At 66.7% G+C, this 20,700-nt stretch carries 15 protein-coding genes; 10 read left to right on the forward strand and 5 right to left on the reverse strand.

Features of this window, described 5'->3' with window-relative positions:
- Window positions 1–45: 45 nt before the first annotated feature.
- From GRI62_RS10985 to GRI62_RS11010, 6 genes are all read left to right on the forward strand, one after another.
- Window positions 46–1,113, forward strand: coding sequence for a phosphotransferase family protein (locus GRI62_RS10985; RefSeq protein ID WP_373283026.1), 1,068 nt, complete (start codon window positions 46–48; stop codon window positions 1,111–1,113).
- Between the two features lie 32 nt (window positions 1,114–1,145).
- The gene (locus GRI62_RS10990) at window positions 1,146–1,922 is read left to right on the forward strand and encodes an SDR family NAD(P)-dependent oxidoreductase (protein ID WP_131453380.1); all 777 of its coding nucleotides are present in this window, start codon (window positions 1,146–1,148) and stop codon (window positions 1,920–1,922) included.
- Complete coding sequence (locus tag GRI62_RS10995) at window positions 1,919–2,734, forward strand: SDR family NAD(P)-dependent oxidoreductase (protein ID WP_199799931.1); 816 nt, start codon at window positions 1,919–1,921, stop codon at window positions 2,732–2,734. Before GRI62_RS10990 ends, GRI62_RS10995 begins: the two co-directional genes overlap by 4 nt.
- An 82-nt stretch (window positions 2,735–2,816) precedes the next feature.
- Window positions 2,817–4,868: a 3-hydroxyacyl-CoA dehydrogenase NAD-binding domain-containing protein gene (locus tag GRI62_RS11000; protein WP_131453381.1), complete on the forward strand. Its 2,052-nt coding sequence runs from the start codon at window positions 2,817–2,819 to the stop codon at window positions 4,866–4,868.
- Complete coding sequence (locus GRI62_RS11005) at window positions 4,861–6,045, forward strand: acyl-CoA dehydrogenase family protein (protein WP_131453382.1); 1,185 nt, start codon at window positions 4,861–4,863, stop codon at window positions 6,043–6,045. The genes GRI62_RS11000 and GRI62_RS11005 overlap by 8 nt, the downstream gene beginning before the upstream one ends.
- A gap of 1 nt (window position 6,046) precedes the next feature.
- Entirely contained in the window at window positions 6,047–7,183 is a 1,137-nt protein-coding gene (locus tag GRI62_RS11010; protein ID WP_131453383.1) for an acyl-CoA dehydrogenase family protein, read from the forward strand.
- Between the two features lie 24 nt (window positions 7,184–7,207).
- On the opposite strand, the gene GRI62_RS11015 is transcribed toward GRI62_RS11010, so the two are convergent.
- The 4 genes from GRI62_RS11015 to GRI62_RS11030 are packed head-to-tail and all read right to left on the reverse strand — an operon-like array spanning window position 7,208 to window position 11,976.
- A complete protein-coding gene (locus GRI62_RS11015) occupies window positions 7,208–8,281 on the reverse strand; it encodes an acyl-CoA dehydrogenase family protein (protein ID WP_131453384.1) in 1,074 nt (357 codons plus the stop codon).
- A gap of 4 nt (window positions 8,282–8,285) precedes the next feature.
- Window positions 8,286–9,482 (reverse strand): acyl-CoA dehydrogenase family protein, encoded by a 1,197-nt coding sequence (locus tag GRI62_RS11020; RefSeq protein WP_131453385.1) that lies wholly within the window; start codon window positions 9,480–9,482, stop codon window positions 8,286–8,288.
- An 11-nt stretch (window positions 9,483–9,493) separates the two neighbouring features.
- Window positions 9,494–10,702, reverse strand: coding sequence for a thiolase family protein (locus tag GRI62_RS11025; protein ID WP_131453386.1), 1,209 nt, complete (start codon window positions 10,700–10,702; stop codon window positions 9,494–9,496).
- Window positions 10,699–11,976: an acyl-CoA dehydrogenase family protein gene (locus tag GRI62_RS11030; RefSeq protein WP_131453387.1), complete on the reverse strand. Its 1,278-nt coding sequence runs from the start codon at window positions 11,974–11,976 to the stop codon at window positions 10,699–10,701. The genes GRI62_RS11025 and GRI62_RS11030 overlap by 4 nt, the downstream gene beginning before the upstream one ends.
- A 167-nt stretch (window positions 11,977–12,143) precedes the next feature.
- Here GRI62_RS11030 and GRI62_RS11035 point away from each other — a divergent pair, with 167 nt between their 5' ends.
- Together GRI62_RS11035 and GRI62_RS11040 are read left to right on the forward strand one after the other, a co-directional pair.
- On the forward strand, window positions 12,144–13,229 hold the full coding sequence (locus tag GRI62_RS11035) for a Zn-dependent alcohol dehydrogenase (protein WP_131453388.1): 1,086 nt from the start codon (window positions 12,144–12,146) through the stop codon (window positions 13,227–13,229).
- 152 nt (window positions 13,230–13,381) lie between these two features.
- A complete protein-coding gene (locus GRI62_RS11040) occupies window positions 13,382–14,383 on the forward strand; it encodes a phosphatase PAP2 family protein (protein WP_131453389.1) in 1,002 nt (333 codons plus the stop codon).
- A gap of 124 nt (window positions 14,384–14,507) precedes the next feature.
- On the opposite strand, the gene GRI62_RS11045 is transcribed toward GRI62_RS11040, so the two are convergent.
- A complete protein-coding gene (locus GRI62_RS11045; RefSeq protein ID WP_131453390.1) occupies window positions 14,508–16,265 on the reverse strand; it encodes a class I adenylate-forming enzyme family protein in 1,758 nt (585 codons plus the stop codon).
- Window positions 16,266–16,430: 165 nt separating this feature from the next.
- Between GRI62_RS11045 and GRI62_RS11050 the strand changes: the two genes are divergently transcribed.
- Together GRI62_RS11050 and GRI62_RS11055 are read left to right on the forward strand one after the other, a co-directional pair.
- Window positions 16,431–17,663, forward strand: a complete 1,233-nt coding sequence (locus GRI62_RS11050; RefSeq protein ID WP_131453391.1) for a serine hydrolase domain-containing protein — start codon at window positions 16,431–16,433, stop codon at window positions 17,661–17,663.
- A 203-nt stretch (window positions 17,664–17,866) separates the two neighbouring features.
- On the forward strand, window positions 17,867–20,644 hold the full coding sequence (locus GRI62_RS11055) for a TonB-dependent receptor (protein WP_131453392.1): 2,778 nt from the start codon (window positions 17,867–17,869) through the stop codon (window positions 20,642–20,644).
- The last annotated feature ends 56 nt before the right edge of the window (window positions 20,645–20,700 follow it).

Below are 20,700 nucleotides of genomic sequence, written 5' to 3' on the forward strand. Positions count from 1 at the left end.
CGCAATTCGAACGTATGGTATCCTGTATGACACGGACGAAGCGACATGGGTGACGATACCGCAGCGGGGCGTTTCGCGGATCTCGACGGCCCTAGGCTGACCGACTGGCTGGCCACGCACATGGACCATGACGGTATCGCGGGCGCCATCGCCGCGCAGGACCTGTCGCTGGACAAGTTCGCGGGCGGCCAGTCCAATCCCACCTATCGCCTGGCGATCGGTCGGCAGGATTTCGTCCTTCGCCGCAAGCCGTTCGGACCTATCTTGCCCAGCGCCCATGCGGTGGAACGCGAGTATCGCCTGATCGGCGCGCTGCATCCGCTCGGCCTGCCGGTCGCGCGGCCGGTGGCCCTGTGCGAGGACGACACCGTCATCGGCGCGCCGTTCTACGTCATGCAGCTGGTGGAGGGGCGCACCTTCTGGGACGGTGCCCTGCCCGAACTGGCGACAGACGAGCGAGCGCCCGTCTACCGCGCCATGGTCGATGCCCTCGCCCGGCTGCACGCGGTCGATCCGGCTCAGGCGGGGCTGGCGGATTACGGCGCGCCGGGCAACTATTTCGAGCGGCAGGTGGCCCGCTGGACCAGGCAGTACCGCGCCGCGCAGACCGACGAACTGCCCGCCGTGGAGCGGCTGATCGCATGGCTCCCCGCCACCGTTCCGGTGCAGGAGCGCACCAGCGTAATCCACGGCGACTACCGCATCGACAACCTGATCTACGCGCCCGATGGCCCGCAGGTGCGCGCCATTCTCGACTGGGAACTGTCGACGCTGGGCGATCCGCTGGCGGATTTCACCTACCTCGCGATGAACTGGGCCCTGCCGCGCACCGGCGCGAACGCACAAATTGGCGGGCTGGACCTCGCCGCGCTCGGCATCCCCTCGCTGGAGGCGGTGACGGAGCACTATTGCGCTGCGACGGGTCGCACATCGGTGCCCGACATGAACTGGTATTTCGCCTACAACCTGTTCCGCCTCGTCGGCATCCTGCAGGGCATCAAGAAGCGCATCATCGATGGCAACGCCTCGAGCGGGGCCGCCGCCGCCAAGGCCGCCATGGTCGAGCCGCTGGCCGCGCAGGCGCTGAAATTCGCCGAGCGGGCGGGCGCCTGATTTTCATAGATACGATCAAGGGAGAAAGCCGCATGTCGCTGTTCGATCTGACGGGCAAGGTCGCCGTCGTCACCGGGTCCTCGCGCGGGATCGGCCGCGCCATTGCCGAGGAGATGGCCGCCCATGGCGCGCGGGTCGTCATCTCCAGCCGCAAGCAGGACGCCTGCGAGGAGGTGGCCGCCGCCATCAACGCACAGCATGGCGAGGGCCGTGCCGTCGCCATTGCCGCCAGCATTTCCGAGAAGGCGGCGCTGCAAAACCTCGCTGTAAAGACCCGCGAACTGCTCGGCCCGATCGACGTGCTGGTCTGCAACGCGGCGAGCAATCCCTACTACGGCTCGATGGACGGCATCAGCGACGAACAGTTCCGCAAGATCCTCGACAACAACGTGCTGTCCAACCACTGGCTGATCCAGCTCGCCCTGCCCGATATGCGAGCCAGCGGCGGCGGGGCGATCATCGTGGTGTCCAGCATCGGCGGCCTGCGCGGATCGGCGATGATCGGGGCCTACAACATATCCAAAGCCGCCGATTTCCAGCTGGTGAGAAACTACGCGGTGGAGGTCGGCAAGGACAACATCCGCATCAATGCCATCGCGCCCGGCGTCGTGAAGACCGACTTCGCCCGCGCGCTGTGGGAGGACCAGAAGGTCCACGACCGCACTGCCGCTGCCACGCCGATGAAGCGGCTGGGCGAGCCGCGCGATATCGCCGGCGCCGCGGTCTATCTCGCCAGTGAGGCGGGCGCCTGGATGACCGGGCAGAAGCTGGTGATCGATGGCGGCGTGACCATCGGGGCGGGCATTTGATCGGCGCGCGTTCGGGGGCTCTGGCGGGCAAGGTCGCCTGCATCACCGGCGCCGCCAGTGGCATTGGGCGGGCGAGCGCCCTGGTGTTCGCCGCCGAGGGTGCGCGGGTCATCTGCTTCGACCGGTCGGAAATTGTCGAGGACGCGGCCGAGGCCGTGCGCTCTGCCGGCGGCGAAGCGATCGCCATGACTGGCGACGCGGGCGAGGAGGCGGACGTGGTCGCTCTGGTCGCCCGCGCGCAGGACGACTTCGGGGCGCTGCATGTTTTCTTCGCCAACGCCGGCATCACCGGCACCGCGCGCGGCGGCTTCTTCGACAGCGATGCGGCGAACTGGATGGAAGTGCTGCGCGTCAATCTCGTCGGGCCGTTTCTCGCGGTCAAGCACGCCGCGCCCGCCATAGAGGCATCGGGCGGCGGGGCGATCGTGTGCACCGCTTCTGTCGCGGGCCTCAGGTCCGGAGCCGGTCCGGCGCCCTACTCCGCCTCCAAGGCCGGCGTCATCAACCTGGTGCAAACCGCCGCCCAGCAGCTCGCCGGCACCGGGGTGCGGGTCAACGGTGTTGCGCCGGGCCTGATCGAAACCGGGATGACCGCGCCCTTGTACGACAGCGCCCGCGCCAGGGGGCTCGAAGACCAGATCGGCCTGCTCAACCCGCTCGGCCGCGGCGGCGAGCCGGGCGAGATCGCCCGGGCAGCGTTATTCCTCGCATCCGATGCGGCAAGTTACGTCAACGGCCATGTCATGGCGGTGGACGGCGGCCTGTCGAGCTCTCACCCGGTCACCCGCCCTCCCGGTGCGCCGAGGCGATAACGCCGGTCCAGCCAAGCCGCTTGCGCGCTTGTCTGAAAACACGGTATGCAAATTGCAGAAATGTACGAGCATCGGAGAACGCATGTCCAAGGTCACCACGCAGCGTGAGGGCAACGTCCTCGTCGTCACCCTCGACAACCCGCCGGTCAACGCCTTCTCGACCGAGGTCAGGAACGCGATGGCCGCGGCCATCGCCGATGCAGCGACGGACGACGCGATCGAGGCTGTGGTAATCCGCGCAGAGGGGCGCATGTTTTCCGGCGGCGCGGACATCACCGAATTTGGCTCGGCCCCCGTCCATCCCACCCTGCCCGAACTGATCGACGCCATTGAAGACCTTCCCAAGCCCGTGGTCATCGCGCTCAACGGCACGGCGCTCGGCGGCGGGTGTGAAATTGCGCTGGGCTGCAACTACCGCATCGCGGTGCCGGGCGCGAAGATCGGCCTGCCGGAAGTGAAGATCGGCATCCTTCCCGGCGCCGGCGGCACCCAGCGCCTGCCGCGCGTGGTGGGCGTGGAAGAAGCACTGCCCATCATCGTCACCGGCAATCCCGTCTCGGCGCAAAAGGCGCAGGAGATCGGCCTCGTCGACAGGATTGTCGCGCCCGAGGCCCTGCGCGACGAAGCGATCGCCTTTGCCCGCGAGATGGCGGGCCGCGCCGAGCATCCCGTCTCCAGCCGCCGCACCGACCGCATTGGCGACTACGACGCAAACGTGTTCAACACATTCCGCGCCGAACATGGCCGCCGTCTCAAGGGTCTTGATGCACCCGCGAAATGCATCGAGGCGGTCGAGCTCGCCACGCGGCTGCCCTACGACGAGGGCATCGCCAAGGAGCGCGAATTCTTCATGGAGCTGGTGAACGGCGACCAGTCCAGGGCGCTGCGACACGTCTTCTTCGCCGAGCGGCAGGCGGGCAAGATCGACGGTGTGGGCAAGGACGTGCTGCCGCTGCCCATCCGCAAGGTGGGCGTGATCGGCGCGGGCACCATGGGCGGCGGCATCGCCATGAACTTCCTCACCGCGGGCTACGACGTCGTCATGGTGGAGCGCCAGCAGGATGCGCTCGACCGCGGCACGGCGATCATGCGCAAGAATTACGAGGCGACCGCGCGCAAGGGCCGGATGACCGCCGAACAGGTCGAGGCCGCCATGGGCCGCCTTACCCCCGTGCTCGACATGGCGGCGCTGGCCGACTGCGACTTGGTGATCGAGGCGGTGTTCGAGCTGATGGCCATAAAGAAGGACGTGTTCGGCCAGCTGGACGCCATCTGCAAGCCGGAGGCCATCCTCGCCTCCAACACCAGCTACCTCGACGTGAACGCAATCGCCGCCTGCACCAGCCGGCCCGAGCAGGTGCTGGGCCTGCACTTCTTCTCGCCCGCTAACATCATGCGCCTGCTGGAGGTCGTGCGCGGCGATGCGACGAGCCCCGAGGTGCTGGCCACCGCGATGGATCTGGCGCGCAAGATCGGCAAGGTCGCGGTCGTTTCGGGGGTGTGCCACGGGTTCATCGGCAACCGCATGCTGGGCGCGCGGCAGGATCAGGCGAACGCCTTGTTGATGGAAGGCGCGCTGCCCGCGCAGGTGGACCAGGTGCTGCTCGGCTTCGGCTTCCCCATGGGCCCGTTCCAGATGGCCGACCTCGCCGGGCTCGACATCGGCTGGGATCCGGACACGACCAGCAGCGCCACCGTGCGCGAGGTCCTGTGCGAACAAGGGCGGCGCGGGCAGAAGGCCGGCGGTGGCTTCTACGACTACGGCGCGGATCGCCAGCGCACCCCGTCCGAGGCGGCGAATGCGGTGATCCGGGACTTCGCCGCGCGGTCGGGCAACGAAAAGCGCGAGATTACCGACGACGAGATCCGCGAGCGGCTGCTCTACCCCATGGTCAACGAGGGCGCGCTGATCCTGGAGGAAGGCGTGGCCCAGCGCGCGGGCGACATCGATACGGTCTGGGTCAACGGCTACGGCTGGCCGCCGCATACCGGCGGGCCGATGTTCTGGGCCGACACCATCGGGCTGGACAAGGTTCTGGCCGGGCTGGAGCGCCATGCCGCGCGGATGCCGGACGTGCACGTCAGCCAGCTTCTGCGCGACAAGGCGGCGAGCGGCGGGCGCTTCAATGGCTGACGATCTGGAGCAATTCCGCCGCGAAACCCGCGCCTGGCTGGAGGAGAACTGTCCGCCGGAAATGCGCGAGCCGATGCGCAGCGAGAAGGACGTGTGCTGGGGCGGGCGCACGTGGACCTTCCAGAGCGAGGCGCAGCGGCGCTGGCTAGCGGTCATGGCGGAACGCTGCTGGACCGTGCCCGACTGGCCGCGCGAATACGGCGGCGGCGGGTTGTCGCCGGCCGAGGCAAAGGTGCTGCGGCAGGAAATAGCCTCGCTCGGCTGCCGCAAGCCGCTCGAGAGCTTCGGCATTTCCATGCTCGGTCCGGCGCTGCTGAAATACGGCACGGAAAAACAGAGGCTGGAGCATCTGCCGAAGATTGCCCGCGGAGAGATCCGCTGGTGCCAGGGTTACAGCGAGCCCAACGCCGGGTCCGATCTCGCCAGCCTCGCCACGCGGGCGGAGGACAGGGGCGACCACTTCCTCGTCAACGGGCAAAAGGTCTGGACCAGCTACGCCGACCAGGCCGACTGGATCTTCTGCCTCGTGCGCACCGATGCGGCGGCCAAGCAGCGCGGCATTTCCTTCCTGTTGTTCGACATGGAAACGCCGGGCGTTTCGACCAAACCCATCCGGCTCATCAGCGGCAATTCGCCCTTTTGCGAGACGTTCTTCGACGACGTGGTGGTGCCGAAGGACCAGGTGCTGGGCGCGGTCAACGACGGCTGGAGCGTCGCCAAGTACCTGCTCGGCCACGAACGCGAGATGATCTCCGGCATGGGCGGGCGGGCGCTCGGCCCCTCGCTGCCCGAACGCGCCCTGCGCCGCGCGGGTCGTGACGCTGAAGGCCGGCTCGACGATCCCGTGCTGCGCGCGCGCATCGCGCTGTTCGAGGTGCGCAGCCACGCCTTTGCCGCGATGAGCGAGCGGTTCATGGACCGGTTGAAGGCGGGCAGCGTCCACCCAGCGCAGGCCTCGATGATGAAATACCTCGGCACCGAACTCAACAAGGACCGTCACGAACTGCTGATGGCTGCGGGCGGCAGCGAGGCGCTGGAATGGGAGAGCGAGGCTTCGCACGGCGGCGCGGCGGCGCGGGCCTGGCTGCGGAGCAAGGCCAATTCCATCGAGGGCGGCACGAGCGAGATACAGCTCAACATCATCGCCAAGCGCATCCTCGAACTGCCGGAGGCCTGAGATGCCGTTGTTCCTCGACCCCGAGCAGGAAATGCTCGCCGACACCGTGCGCCCCTTCATCGCCGAGACCGCGCCGGTCGCGCACTTGCGTTCCTTGCGCGATGCAGGCGAGCCGGCGGGCTTCAGCCGCGAGGTCTGGCAGGGCTTTGCCGAGATGGGCTTCACCGGCGTGCTGGTGGACGAGGCCCACGGCGGGCTGGGCCTCGGCCATGTCGAGGCGGGCATCGTGCTGGAAGAGATCGGCCGCAACCTGACGCCTTCGCCCTTCCTCGGAACGGCAGTCGGCGCTGTGGAAGCGCTGCGGCAGGCGGACGAAGCGATGCAGGTGGCCTGGCTGCCGGGCATTGTTCGCGGCGAGGTGGTGGCGGGGCTGGCGCTCGACGAGAGTGCCCGCCACCGGCCCGAGCGCGTCGCCCTCAAGGCCGAGCGGCACGGCAATACCTTCCGCCTTTCCGGTGCCAAGCAGTTCGTCCCCTTCGGGCACGAGGCAGACCTGCTGATCGTCTCCGCCCGCACCTCGGGCAGCGAGGCGGACGAGGAGGGGGTGACGCTGTTCGCCCTCCCCCGCACACAGGCGGGCGTAACCGTCAGCGCCCAGCGGCTGGCCGACAGCAGCATGGCCGCGCGGGTGGCGCTGGACGGCGTGGAGCTGGACGGCAGCGCGGTGATCGGCGAGGTCGATGGCGGGCGCGCGGTGCTCGATCGCGTGCTCTCATGCGTGCGCGCCGGCGCGGCCTCGGAGATGCAGGGCGTGGCCGAAGGGGCCAGCGCCATGACGCTCGATTATCTCAAACAGCGCAGGCAGTTCGGGCGCGTCATCGGCAGCTACCAGGCGCTGCAACACCGCGCCGCGCATCTCTATTCCGAGCTGGAGGTCGCCCGCGCCGCGACGCTGAAGGCGCAGCAGTCGCTCGATGCCGGCAGCGACACCGCCGACCGCGAGGCCAGCGTCGCCAAGGCCATGGCCGGCATGGCGAGCGGGCTTGCAGTGCGCGAGGCGGTGCAGATGCATGGCGGCATCGGCATGACCGACGAATACGACATCGGCTTCTTCATGAAGCGCCAGCGCGTGCTCGCCGAGATGTTCGGCGATACCGACTACCACGCAGACCGGTTGGCGCGGATGGAGGGATACTAGGCGTTTTCTGCCCAGCCTCGGCCCCTAAGCCGCCTGCATCAGTTCGATATAGCGCGCCAGGTGCTCGTCCTCGTCCCCCAGAACGTGGCCCAGCATCACCATGCGCTTGGCGTAATGCGACAGTGGCAGCTCCCACGTCATGCCGATACCGCCGTGTATCTGGATCGCTTCTTCCGCCGCCAATGAGCCGACACGCGCGAGGGTGTACTTGGCCGCCGCCGCATTCTTGTCGCGCTCGCCGCTGTCGAAGCGGGCGGCGACGTTGATCGCGGCGCTGCGGGCCTGCTCGATCTCCAGCGCCAGGGTCGCCATGCGGTGCTGCAGCGCCTGGAACTTGCCGATGGGCACGCCGAACTGCTTGCGCGTGCGCATGTAGTCGAGCGTCTGGTCGCGCAGCTGGTCCATCACCGACACGCCCTCCCATGCAAGCGCGACCACGCCCATGGCCTCGGCCGCGGCGATGGCATCCGCGCCCACGCCCGACAATTCGCGCGCGGGGGTGTTAGACAGGCGCAGCTCGCCGCCCGACCCGCCGTCGACCATCCTGTATCCGGCGCGCTCCACGCCCGGCGCACCGGCATCGACGAGGAAGGCCCGGTCGCCAGTTGTCACGACCAGCAGATCCGCCGCGCTGAGATAATCGACCACCCCCTTCGCGCCGCTCAGCGTCCAGCCCTCGCCGTCCGGCGAAGCGGTGACGTCGTGCTCCTCGCCGCTCTCCGGATCGTGCGCGGGCAGGTGCGCCCAGGTCACCACCTTGTCGCCCGCGATTACGCTGGCGAGCGGGTCGCCCTCTCCCGCCGCCGCCAGCAGTCGCCCTGCCATCAGCGTGGCCAGCCAGGGGCCGGTGGCAATCGCACGCCCGACCTCGCCGAACACCGCCGCGACATCGAACGCCGTGCCGCCGAAGCCGCCCGCTTCCTCGCTGAAAAGCGCGCCCAGCACGCCCAGCTCGGCCATGGCCCGCCAGGTGTCGCGGTCGAAACCGTGATCGGTCTCGATCACCTTCAGCCGCTTCTCCCAGTCCGCCTCGTTCGCCAGGAACCGCCGGAGGGTATCGGCCAGCATCTGGCGGTCTTCGCCGATCGAAAAGTCCATCGGTCTAAAGCTCCAGGATGGTCTTGGTGATGATCTCGCGCTGCACCTCGTTCGACCCGCCGAAAATCGAGAGCTTGCGCATGTTGAAATACTCCGACGATGTCGTGCCCGACCATTCCGGCCCCACGGGCGCGCCGTTGTACCCCTCCTCCTGCGCCTCGGCCACGAAGGGCTGGGCATAGCGGCCCGCCGCGCGGCGCATCAGGTCGCCGATCTGCTGGCGGATTTCGGTCCCGCGGATCTTCAGCATCGAGCTTTCCGCCGTGGGCGCCGCCCCCTTGCCCGCCGCGTCGAGCACGCGCAGGTTGGTGGTCTTCATGTTCTCGAGGTCGATCTCCAGCCGCGCAAGGCGCTGGGCGAAGAGCGGGTCGTCGATCAGCAGCGTGCCATTGCGCTTCGTGGTGCGCGCGATGTCCTTCAGCTGCTCCAGCGCCGCCATGCTGGCGCCGATCCCGGCGATGTTGGTGCGCTCGTAGGTCAGCAGGTACTTGGCGTAGGTCCAGCCCTTGTTCTCCTCGCCGACAAGATTTTCGACCGGCACCTTCACGTCGGTGAAGAAGACTTCGTTCACCTCCTCGTCGCCGTCGAGCAGCTTGATCGGGCGCACCTCGATGCCGGGCGTCTTCATGTCGATCAGCAGGAAGGAAATGCCCTCCTGCTTCTTGCCGCTGTTGTCCGTGCGCACGAGGCAGAAGATCCAGTCGGCGTGCTGGCCCAGCGTGGTCCAGGTCTTCTGCCCGTTGACCACGTAATAGTCGCCTTCACGCACCGCGCTGGTCTTCAGACTGGCGAGATCGGACCCCGCGCCCGGCTCCGAATAGCCCTGGCACCACCAGTCGGTGCCGTCGAGGATGCGCGGCAGGTAATGCTGGCGCTGCTCCTCGGTGCCGTATTTGATGAGCACGGGGGCGAGCATGGAGAGGCCGAAGGGCACCACGCGCGGGGCATGGGCCGCCGCCGCCTCGATCTCGAAGATGAACTTCTGCATCACCGACCAGCCGGTGCCGCCGTAGTGCTCGGGCCAGTGGGGCGCTAGCCAGCCCTGTTCGTTCAGGATGGCGTGCCATTCCTCCATGTCTGCCTTGGTCAGGTTCTTGCCTTGACGCACCTTGCCCGACAGGCGTTGCGGCAACTTGGCCCTCAGAAAGGCGCGCACTTCCTCGCGGAAGGCTTCTTCTTCGGGGGTATAGTCGAGGTTCATGGCAAGGCTCCTCAGGGAACTACTTCGAACAGGCCGGCAGCGCCCATGCCGCCCGCCACGCACATGGAGACGACGGCATAGCGCTCGCCGCGCCGCCGCGCCTCCAGCAGCGCCGCGCCGACCAGCCGCGACCCGGTCATGCCGAAAGGATGGCCGAGCGCGATGGCCCCGCCATTGACGTTCAACCTTTCGGGATCGATGCCGAGCGTGTCGCGGCAGTAGAGCGCCTGGCTGGCGAACGCCTCGTTGATTTCCCACAGGCCGATGTCGGCGACCGTCAATCCGGCGCGGTCGAGCAGCTTGGGAATGGCGAAGACCGGGCCGATGCCCATCTCGTCCGGCGCGCAGCCCGCCGCCTGGAAACCGCGAAACACCCCCAGCACCTCGCGCCCTTCGGCCTCGGCGGTGGCGCGGTCCATCAGCACCTGTGCCGCCGCGCCATCGGAAAGCTGGCTGGCGTTGCCGGCGGTGATGTAGCGGCCTTCCTTCACCCTGGCCCCGTCGCGGAACACGGGCTTGAGGCCGGCGAGCGCCTCGTAGGTCGTGTCGCCGCGGATGCCCTCGTCGTGCTGCAGCGTCAGCGTCTCGCGGCCTTCCTCGCTGCCGTCACGGGCGCGGATGACCTTTTCGGTTTCCAGCGGCACGATCTCCTCGGCCAGTCGCCCGGATGCGGTCGCGGCGGCGGCGCGCTGCTGGCTTTCCGCCGCGAAACGGTCCTGCGCCTCGCGCGAGACGTTGTAGCGTTTGGCCACGATCTCGGCAGTCTCGATCATCGCCATGTAGGCGTCGGGCTCGTGCTCCAGCACGTTGGGCGACTTCCAGTCTTCGCCAACCATGCCGGGCACCAGGGTCAGCGATACGGATTCGCCGCCCCCCGCCAGCAGCACGTCGGCATCGCCCGCCATGATCGCGCGTGCGGCCATGGCCACGGTGGTGAGGCCGGAGGCGCACTTGCGGTCCAGGCTCATCGCCGGAACGCTCTGCGGCAGGCGACTGGTCAGCACGCTCATGCGGCCCACGTTGTAGAACTGCGGCCCGTACTGGTTGCCGCAGCCCCAGTAGACGTCCGCGATCCGTTCGGGCTCGATGCCCGCACGATCAAGCGCCGCGTCGATGACATGGGCGTTCAGCCGGTCGGGCATGGTGGCGTTGAAGGCGCCGCGGTGCGCCTTGCCGATGGGCGTGCGGGCGGTCGAGACGATTGCGGCTTCGCGGGTCATGCAATGGCTCCGGGCCTGGCCTTCAGGTCGGTGTATTTCGCGAATTCGTTGCGGGCGATAGCGCGGTTGTGGACCTCGTCCGGTCCGTCGGCGAAGCGCAGGGTGCGCACGCTGGCCCAGGTCGCGGCGAGCTCGTGATCGCTGCTCACCCCGCCGCCGCCGTGCGCCTGGATGGCATCGTCGAGAATGGCGAGCGCCATGTTGGGCGCCTGCACCTTGGTCATGGCAATCTCGTTCCTGGCCGCCTTGTTGCCCGCACGGTCCATCATGTCGGCGGCCTTGAGGCACAGCAGGCGGCTCATCTCGATGTCGATGCGGGCGCGGGCCACGCGTTCCTCCCACACGCTCTGCTGGTAAATGTACTTGCCGAAGGCCACGCGGCTGGTGAGGCGGCGGCACATGGCCTCCAGCGCCTCTTCCGCGACGCCGATGGTGCGCATGCAGTGGTGGATGCGCCCCGGCCCGAGCCGCCCCTGCGCGATCTCGAACCCGCGCCCCTCGCCCAGCAGGATGGCATCGGCGGGCAGGCGCACGTTGGAAAGGCTGATCTCTGCGTGGCCGTGGGGCGCGTGGTCGTAGCCATAGACGCTCAGCATCCGCTCGACCGTCACGCCGTCCGTATCCATCGGCAGCAGGATCATCGACTGGCTGCCGTGGCGCGAGCCTGTGGGGTCGGACTTGCCCATGAGGATGGCGACCTTGCACCGCGGGTCGCCCGCCCCGCTACTCCACCACTTGCGGCCGTTGATAAGCCAGCCGTTGCCTTCCTTGATGATGCTGGCCTCGATGTTGGTCGCGTCGGAGGAGGCGACGTCGGGCTCTGTCATGAGAAAGGCGCTGCGGATCTCGCCATTCATCAGCGGGGCGAGCCAACGGTCCTTCTGTTCGCGCGTGCCGTAACGGTGGATCACCTCCATGTTGCCGGTATCGGGGGCGGAGCAGTTGAACACCTCGCTGGCCCAGTAGACGCGGCCCATTTCCTCGGCACACAGGGCATACTCTAGATTCGAAAGTTGCTCACCCTCGAAGGTGAAACTGTCGTCGACATGGTCTTGGCCGGCGTGCGGCGGCATGAACAGGTTCCACAGCCCCTCGGCCCGCGCCACGGGCTTCAGTTCCTCGATCACCGGGTTGGGCTGCCAGCGGTTTCCGGCCGCGTCCTGCGCCCTGGCCGCCGCCTTGTAATCGCCTGCGCGCGGGCGGATCTTCGCATCGATGAAGGCCTTCACCCGGTCGCGCATGGCGCGCTGGCGCTCGCTCAGGTCGAAATCCATCCTTGCTGCCTCTCCTGACCTGACCCGCCCATTCGAACGCGTTTGCTATTGGTCGCTTTTGCGCGGCCTATCACCATACGCATTTTTCTAAAACAGCAAATTGCCGCTTGGCAAGCGGTGCATTTTTCGCGACCCTGCGGGCATCAGCAGTCAGCCGGAGAAGCCAAGTGAAAGCAGCCGTCCTGCGCGAAGTGGGCCGCCCTCTCGCAATCGAGGATGTCGCCATCGGCAAGCCGGCCCCTCGCGAAGTGCTGATCCGTGCCGTCGCCACCGGCGTATGCCATTCTGACCTGCACTTCGTCGAAGGCCACTATCCCACGCCCATGCCCACCGTGCTCGGCCACGAGTGCGCCGGCGTCGTGGAGCAGGTCGGCAACGAGGTGCGCGGCCTTGCGCACGGCGATCACGTCGTCACCTGCCTTTCCGCCTTTTGCGGCCACTGCGAGTTCTGTGTCGGCGGCCACCTGTCGCTGTGCAACGAGCCCGACACCCGCCGCGCCACGGACGCCGAACCGCGGCTGGGCACTGCAGACGCGCCGATTACCCAGTTCCTCAACCTCTCCGCCTTTGCCGAGCAGTTGCTGGTGCACGAAAACGCCTGCGTGAAGATCCGCCGCGACATGCCGCTGGACCGCGCCGCCCTGCTCGGCTGCGCGACGATCACCGCCTACGGCTCGGTCGTACGCACGGCGGAGGTGCGGCCCGGGCAAAGCGTGGCGGTGATCGGCTGCGGCGGCGTGGGTCTTGCCACCCTCAACGCCGCGCAGATCGCCGGCGCGGGCCGCATCATCGCCATCGACCGGGTGGCGGAGAAGGAAACGCTGGCGCGCAGCTTCGGCGCCACCGACTTCATCGATGCGTCCGATGGCGACGTGTGGAAGAAGGTGCTCGGCCTGACCGATGGCGGCGTCGACCATGCCTTCGAGGCCATCGGCCTGGCCGAGACCGCCAGCGATGCCTTCCGCATGCTCCGCCGCCGCGGCGTGGCCACGGTCATCGGCATGATCCCGGTCGGCCAGAAAGTGACGATCAACGGCTACGAGCTGTTGCAGGAGAAGCAGCTGCGCGGATCGATGATGGGCTCGAACCAGTTCCCCCTCGACATCCCGCGCCTCGTCGATTTCTACATGACCGGACGGCTGAAACTCGACGAACTCATCAGCCGCCGCATCCGCCTGGACGCGGTGAACGAGGCGTTCGCGGAGATGAAGACGGGGCAGATCGCACGGTCGGTGATTGTGTTTGATTCATAGGAGAATGCCGACAGGCGGATATTTGACCGTTAGCTGATTGGGCGAGAAAGCAAGAAATGGGATGGGGAACAGCCATTGCAGGAGAGGCCCCGAACCACTTGCAACTCCACGAGGGTAACCGGAAGTTGACCATTGCTTACTAAGTCGGGCGCATGGACACTCGGGCCTTCATTGCCATTTTTCTCGCCGTTCACACGGCCTTGGCATTTTTGGTCCCCACGTCAGATGTTCGTGAGATTGCGCACGCCGTCTATTTGCAAGCGCTGTTGCTGGTTTGGCTGCTACTGCTGGGATCCTTGATACTATTTGTGCAAGTCGCCAGAAAGCGCATGCTGCGACCCACTCACGTCATGTTCCGTGTAGCTAGAAGGCATCGCGCTCGCTTTTGTGAGGGAGCAGTGTTTCTTGTGGCTCTGTCTCTAATGATGCAAATTTACATGGTCCTGAAGGTTTCAATTCCGAGCCTGGTACCATTCTTTGCTGATCCCTTTTTGGCAGATTTCGACGCGATCCTGTTCGGGCAGGACCCTTGGCGAATTAGCCACGCGTGGCTCGGCGCGGGCGCGACCCGTTTTTTGGATATGTTCTATGTGATGCCCTGCGTCATCGTCTCGCTGGGGATGACAATCTGGGTGTGCTTTTCCAAAGACCGGGCTTTCAGCAAACGATCGGTTCTCGCCATCATCATGTGCTGGTTCATTATCGGCGTATGGGCAGCGCTCGCTCTGTCTTCCGCTGGTCCGATTTACGTGGAGCACTTTTATGGCGATCCACGATTCGTCGGGCTTCAATCGGCCCTTCCCTCAGACCTGACCGCTACGCGCACGCAAGCCTACCTTTTGGAAAACTTCGGGGCTCCGGGCTTCGGCAAGGGTATCAGCGCAATGCCCTCGATGCACAATGCGATCTATCTCTTGCTGGTTTGGATGATCCACGATCGATTTGGGAACAGCTGGCAGTTGTGGAGTGCAATCGCCTTTGAAGCGACGGTTTTTGTCGCCTCCGTCCATCTCGGCTGGCATTACGCGCTAGACGGCTTGATAGCGGCAATCATGGTGCCTCCGATTTGGTATTTTGCGGGCCGTGTCGAGACCATCTCGCTACCTGTACTCAATGTTGCGAAATCAAAATCACGGGCAGGTCACCCGGCCTAGCCCACCCGGTTCCTTGATATGCGACACAACGCAATGATTGTTGTCGGCTCGCTAACCATCGGTGTCCTCTCCAGCCTTCGTGGTGACTGGCGGTCATCTTGCACGCCAATCATAACATCGCTCCTTATCGCATCGCAGTCTGGAAGAACCTCACCAACGCCTTCTTCAAAATCTTCCCGTTCGCATTCCTCGGCAGCAATGCGTCGGTAAACACCACCCGCACCGGCACCTTGAAGTGCGCCAGCCGCTCCGCCACCCAGGCTTGCAGTTCCGCCTCGCTCGCGGCCATCCCCTCGGCAAGGTGCACGACCGCAGCTGGTTCCTCGCCCAGTTGTTTGTGGGGCAGGCCGATCACGGCGGCGTCGGTGACGGCGGGGTGTTCGTAGAGGACGTTCTCGACTTCGGAGGAATAGATGTTCTCGCCGCCGCGAATGACCATGTCCTTGGCCCGGTCGACGATGTAGCAGAAGCCTTCCTCGTCCAGCCGCGCAAGGTCGCCGGTGCGGACCCAGCCATCTATGAAGGTGGCCGCGCTTTCCTCCGGGCGGTTCCAGTAGGCCTTGGCGACCATCGGCCCGAAGGCGTAGAGTTCGCCCACCTCGCCCACCGGCAATTCGCGCGTGCCGTCGGCATCCATGATCTTGAGGTCCGCCACGGCCACCGGCGGGCCGCAGCTGTCGGGGCGGTTGAGGTAGTCCTCGGCGACGTGGCCGGTGACGGTCGCCATCGTCTCGGTCATGCCCCAGCCGCTGCCGGGCGCGGCGCCCAGCCCCGTGTCAATGCGCCGCACGAGGTCGGGCGCGGCGGGCGCGCCGCCGTAGCTGACGAGTTCGAGACTGGAGAGATCGTGCTTCGCGCGGTCTGGATGGTCGAGCAGTTGCCAGGCGATGGTCGGCACGCCGCCCGTCAGGTTCACACCCTCGCGCCCGATCAGCGCCAGCGCCTCGCCGGCGTCCCAGTGGTGCATGAAGACCATCGCGTGGCCGGAGACGAAATAGCCCACCATCGCCGCCGAGCAGGCCGTGACGTGGAACAGCGGGATGACCAGCAGGATCACCTTGGGGCTCGGCTCGGGCGGCATTTCGCCGCGCCGCAGGGGGGCGCTGGCGAGGTTGTAGGTGCTGGAAAGCACGTTGGTGCAGATGTTGCGGTGCGTGCCGAGCGAGCCCTTGGGCTTGCCCGTCGTGCCGCTGGTGTAGAAGATGGTGGCATCGTCTTCCGGCAGAAGGTCCGCCTGGGGCAGATTGCGGTCGGGCAGGGTTTGCCACTGGTCGGTCGCGCCGATGAGGTCCTCCAGCCGCTCGGCCCCGTCGGGCGCGGTATCGATGCGCGAGACGATGCAGGCTTCGAGATCGGGCAGAGCGCCCCGCACGCCCACAACCCGCGCCCACCGCTCGCCATCGCAAATGAGCGCGCGGCTGCCCGAATCGGCCAGCGCAAAGGCCAGCTCGTCGGCGGTCCACCACGCATTGAGCGGTACGCAGATCGCTCCCAGCGCCGTGATGGCAAAGAATGCGACGGGCCATTCGGGCAGGTTGCGCAAGGCCAGCGCCACCCGGTCACCCTTGCCGATGCCCAGGTCGCGCAGGTGATGCGCCAGCGCCGCGGTGGCGCGGAACACGGCGTCGTAGCTGACACGCTCGTCCTCGTAGAACACGCAGGTGGCATTCCCGTGCGCGCGGCTTGTCTCGATCACGGCGCGCAGGCTGGGCGGGGCGTTCTTCCAGGTGCGCGTGGGGCGCCCGTCGATGGCCACGGTCTCCATCTCGAACGGCATCCCCGGCGCGGTGAGCGCGGCGCGGACGTCGGCGCGGCTCATCGCCGGCCAGCCCGCAGGCGGCGTCCAGCGACCCGGCGCCCCTGCCTCGTGATTCTCGGCCATCGACAGTCTCTCCTTGCCAGGCAGGATAGCCGCGCGGCTGGCTGGCGCAAGGGGCTGGAAAGCAATTCTGAAGTTCGGGTATGATGCAATTGCGCTTTCGCCTTTTGACGATAGATTGCGGCGCCAAAGGTCAGGTATGGCCACGGCCAATGGGAGAATTGCCGCATGTTCGATATCGCCGACCCCGCCGCGCTGGGCTTCAACGCCGAACGGCTGCGGCGCATCGGCGCCTTTCTCGAAGAGCGCTACGTCGGGCCCGGCTGGCTGCCCAACGCGCAGATCCTCGTCGCGCGGGACGGCCAGCCGGTCTATCATGCCAGGGCGGGCAGCCTGACGCAGGAGGGCGCGGACCTGGCGGACGACGCGCTCTATCGCATCGCATCGATGACAAAGCCGATCACCTCGATCGCGTTCATGCAACTGGTCGAACGCGGCAAGGTGGCGCTGGAGGATCCCGTTTCCCGCGTCCTGCCGGAATTGGCCGACCTGCGCGTCTATGCCGGCGGCGGGGGCGGGTCGCCGTTCCTTCCCGGCAAGGCCGCGCCGCCGATCCGCTTCGTCGACCTGCTCACGCACATGAGCGGGCTGACCTACGGCCTGCAGAACCGCACCAACGTGGATGCCGCCTACCGCGAGGCAAAGCTGGACCTTTCGCGCGCGCATTCGCCGGAGGATTACCTTCAGGCGCTAGCGAGTATCCCGTTACAGCACGCACCCGGGGAACGCTGGACCTACTCGGTCGCCACCGACGTGCTGGGCGTGGCGGTGGAGCGATTGAGCAGCCAGCGGCTGGGCGACTATTTCCGCGAGCACATCTTCGTGCCCCTCGGGATGCACGATACCGGTTTCGACCTTGCCGAGGCCATGCGCCCGCGTCTGGCCGACACCTACGCCTTTGCGCCCGGTGGCAAGCCGATGCGCATAGAGCGCGGCGCCGACAGCCCGCATTTCGCCCCTTCCGCCTTCCACAGCGGCGGCGGCGGGCTGGTCAGCACGCTTGGCGACTACCACCGGTTCTGCGCCATGCTGGTGGGCGGCGGGCGGCTGGGCGAGGCGCGGATCGTCTCGCCCAAGACGCTTGCGCTGATGACCGCCAACCACCTTCCCGGCGGCGCGGACCTGGCGCAGATGAGCGACGCGCTGTTTTCCGAAGCGAGCAACGCGGGCACCGGTTTCGGCCTGGGTTTTGCCACCGTCGTCGATCCCGCGCGCACCCTGATGCCTGCCAGCCGCGGCGAGTTCTACTGGGGCGGCGCCTTCTCGACCGCCTTCTTCGTCGACCCGGCGGAGGGGATCACGATGGTGTTCATGACCCAGCTCTACCCCTCCAGCGCCTATCCCATCCGTCGCCAGCTCAAGACGATGATCTACGCCGCGCTGGAGGACAGCCGCGACTGACCTGTCGCCCATTCGGCACACGAGGATACCCAATGTTCAAATTGCTTGCGTGACGCCGCGCAAGGCGGCACAAGAGCGGCACGGCAGGGAGGTTGCCACACAAGGGAAGCAGGGGGCTCGACAGAAGTCTCCGTTTCCCCGCCCACCGGAAACGGCGCGTGGCATACTCTCGGCAGAAATAACCGTTCAGCTGGGAGAGAGCTATGAAGTCGGTGTTGCACTATTCGACCGCCACCAATGCACTGGCCTGCGCGCTGGCCTGCGCGCTTGTCTGCGTTCCCTCGCTCGCCGCGGCGCAGCAAGCGCCCACCGGTCAGGACAGCCTTGCCCAGGGCGGCGACGTCGATGGTGAGGAGCAGGAGCCCGAGTCTCCCGAAAACGATCCCTTTACCATCGTCGTGACCGCGCAGGGCCGCGAGCAATCGCTGGCCGACGTGCCGATCGCGGTCACGGCCATTTCGGGTGACATGCTGGCCCAGTCGGGCACGAACGACATCCGCGAACTCAACCAGGTCGCCCCGTCGCTGCTGGTATCTTCCACCGGTAACGAGGCGAACGGATCGGCGCGCATCCGCGGCATCGGCACGGTGGGCGACAACCCGGGCTTGGAAAGCTCGGTCGCGGTCTTCGTGGACGGTGTCTACCGCTCGCGTTCGGGCAACGCGCTTTCCGAACTTGGCCCCATCGACCGGGTGGAAATCCTGCGCGGGCCGCAGGGCACGCTGGGTGGGCGCAACTCGTCTGCCGGCCTCATCAACATCTACACCGCCCCGCCGGAATTCGATTTCAGCGGCTACGGCGCCTTTACCTACGGCAATTACGACGCGATCCGGGTCGAGGGCGGCATCAACGTGCCCATCGGCGAAACGATCGCGGCCCGCGTCGACGGCGTCTATTTCGAGCGGGACGGCTTCTACAACGACCTGACCAACGGTGTCGATGTCAACAATCGCGACCGCTACCTAGTCCGCGCGCAGGCCCTGTTCGAACCGACGCCCGACATCAGCTTCCGCCTGGTCGGCGACTATTCGAAGAAGGACGAGGCGTGCTGCGCGGCCACCTTCGTGCAGGCGGACTTCGCCCCCCTCTCGCGCGTCAGCCCGGGTCTCGACTCGTTCGTTCGCCCGCTGCCTGGCGCGCCCTCGCTGACCAGCAATGCCAACCCGATCATCCCGATCCTGCGCGCGCTCGGCCAGAACCCGGACGGCCTGACCCAGAGCACCTTCGACCGCGACATCTACCCCACCGCAGGCCGCTCCTACGAGGGCGAGACCGAGGACTATGGCATTTCGGGCGAACTCAACTGGGATTTCGGTAACGTCAGCCTGACGTCTATCACCGGTTACCGCGAATACAGCAACTTCCAGGGGTCGGATACCGACTACACCACGGTCGACCTGCTCTACCGCGCCCCCACCGAGTTCGGCCTTGCCCGCGCGTTCGAAACCTTCACGCAGGAAATCCGCCTCAACGGCACGCTGTTCAACGACCGGCTCGACTGGCTGGTGGGCGGCTATTACGCCAACGAGGATCTGCGGGTTCAAGACAACCTGCGCTTCGGCACGCAGTACGGCACCTTTGCCAACTGCCGCATCGCGCTCGCCATCAATCCGGCGCTGGCCAATCCGGGCGCGGCGGACTGTTTTGGCGCCAACATCAACGCGCTGCGCTTCGCCAACGGCGGGGCGGGCGCGTTCGGGCCCGCCACCCCGCTCATCATCGGCGCCATCGGCAACCTTGCGCAGGTCCGCGACCGCGGCAGCACGGGCGAAGTTTACAACCAGCAGAGCGACAACTTCGCCCTGTTCACGCACAACATCGTTCACCTGACCGACCAGCTCGATCTGACGTTGGGCCTGCGCTACACCAGCGAGACCAAGGACCTCGACGCCACCTTCGGCAACGACAACGTGTTCTGTCCGCGCAACCGGGCGCTGCTCTCGCCGCTGCTCGGCAACGCCGCGCTGGCCGGGCTGGCGGGCGGTCTGCTGGCGCTTTCGTGCCAGGGCAACTCTACATCCGAACTGGACGGGGTCAGCCTGTCGGACAGCCGCGACGAGGACGAGTTCACCGGCACCGCGGTTCTCAGCTACCAGCCCAACCCCGACATGCTGTTCTACGCCAGCTATTCGCGCGGCTACAAAGCGGGCGGCTTCAACCTCGATCGCTCGGCGCTTGCCAACCCGGTGCTTTTCAACGTGAACACGCTGAACCCAGCCGCCCTGCAGTTCGAGGAAGAAACGGTCGACGCCTACGAGGTGGGCTTCAAATATTCCACCCGGCCGTTTACCGTCAGCGTGGCGGCGTTCCGGCAGGAGTTCTCGAACTTCCAGCTCAACACCTTCAACGGTTCGGTCTTCCTAGTGCAGAACATCAACGCCTGCGGTACCGATCTGGCCGGCGGGGATCGCGATGCCAGCCCGACCACCGGCTCGTGTAATCCCGACGACGTGCAGCCCGGCGTAACCGCGCAGGGGTTCGAGCTAGAAACCTCGATCTCGCCCATCCGCGACATCATGGCGACCGTCGGCCTGACCTATGCCGACACCAAGTACGAGAACGACCTGATCGGCAACGACAGCGGCGCCCCGCTCGATCCAGCGCTGCGGCTGCTGCCGGGCGACAACCTCTCGAACGCGCCGGAACTCACCTACACCGCGTCGTTCAGCTGGACGCCGCCGCTGGGCAATTCGGGACTGTCCGGTCTGTTCTTCGTCAACACCCGCGTGACGGACGATTACAACACTGGCTCGGACCTGCTCTTCGGCAAGGAACAGGACAGCTACATCATCGTGAACGGACGCGTGGGCGTGAGCGGGCCGGACCGTGCCTGGTCGATCGAGGCATGGGCCAGCAACATCTTCGATGTCGACTACACCCAGGTGGCGTTCAACACCCCGTTCGTGGCACCGCAACAGGTGTTCTCCACCTTCCTGGCCGAGCCGCGGACCTATGGCCTGACGGTGCGCGGCAGCTTCTGATCCTTCGGACGGGGGAGCGCGAAGGGCCGGGGCTTGGTCCCCGGCCCTTTTCGTAT

The sequence above is a fragment of the Aurantiacibacter arachoides genome (assembly GCF_009827335.1).
GTDB classification, from domain to species: Bacteria; Pseudomonadota; Alphaproteobacteria; order Sphingomonadales; family Sphingomonadaceae; genus Alteraurantiacibacter; species Alteraurantiacibacter arachoides.

Bases quoted from the DNA above. Each gene is read 5' to 3' on its own strand.
- GRI62_RS10990 (WP_131453380.1), top strand. From the start codon at position 1,146: ATGTCGCTGTTCGATCTGACGGGCAAGGTCGCCGTCGTCACCGGGTCC.
- GRI62_RS11040 (WP_131453389.1), top strand. From the start codon at position 13,382: ATGGACACTCGGGCCTTCATTGCCATTTTTCTCGCCGTTCACACGGCC.
- GRI62_RS11030 (WP_131453387.1), bottom strand. From the start codon at position 11,976: ATGGATTTCGACCTGAGCGAGCGCCAGCGCGCCATGCGCGACCGGGTG.
- GRI62_RS11005 (WP_131453382.1), top strand. From the start codon at position 4,861: ATGGCTGACGATCTGGAGCAATTCCGCCGCGAAACCCGCGCCTGGCTG.
- GRI62_RS11055 (WP_131453392.1), top strand. From the start codon at position 17,867: ATGAAGTCGGTGTTGCACTATTCGACCGCCACCAATGCACTGGCCTGC.
- GRI62_RS11050 (WP_131453391.1), top strand. From the start codon at position 16,431: ATGTTCGATATCGCCGACCCCGCCGCGCTGGGCTTCAACGCCGAACGG.
- GRI62_RS11010 (WP_131453383.1), top strand. From the start codon at position 6,047: ATGCCGTTGTTCCTCGACCCCGAGCAGGAAATGCTCGCCGACACCGTG.
- GRI62_RS11000 (WP_131453381.1), top strand. From the start codon at position 2,817: ATGTCCAAGGTCACCACGCAGCGTGAGGGCAACGTCCTCGTCGTCACC.
- GRI62_RS11045 (WP_131453390.1), bottom strand. From the start codon at position 16,265: ATGGCCGAGAATCACGAGGCAGGGGCGCCGGGTCGCTGGACGCCGCCT.
- GRI62_RS10985 (WP_373283026.1), top strand. From the start codon at position 46: ATGGGTGACGATACCGCAGCGGGGCGTTTCGCGGATCTCGACGGCCCT.
- GRI62_RS11020 (WP_131453385.1), bottom strand. From the start codon at position 9,482: ATGAACCTCGACTATACCCCCGAAGAAGAAGCCTTCCGCGAGGAAGTG.
- GRI62_RS11015 (WP_131453384.1), bottom strand. From the start codon at position 8,281: ATGGACTTTTCGATCGGCGAAGACCGCCAGATGCTGGCCGATACCCTC.
- GRI62_RS11025 (WP_131453386.1), bottom strand. From the start codon at position 10,702: ATGACCCGCGAAGCCGCAATCGTCTCGACCGCCCGCACGCCCATCGGC.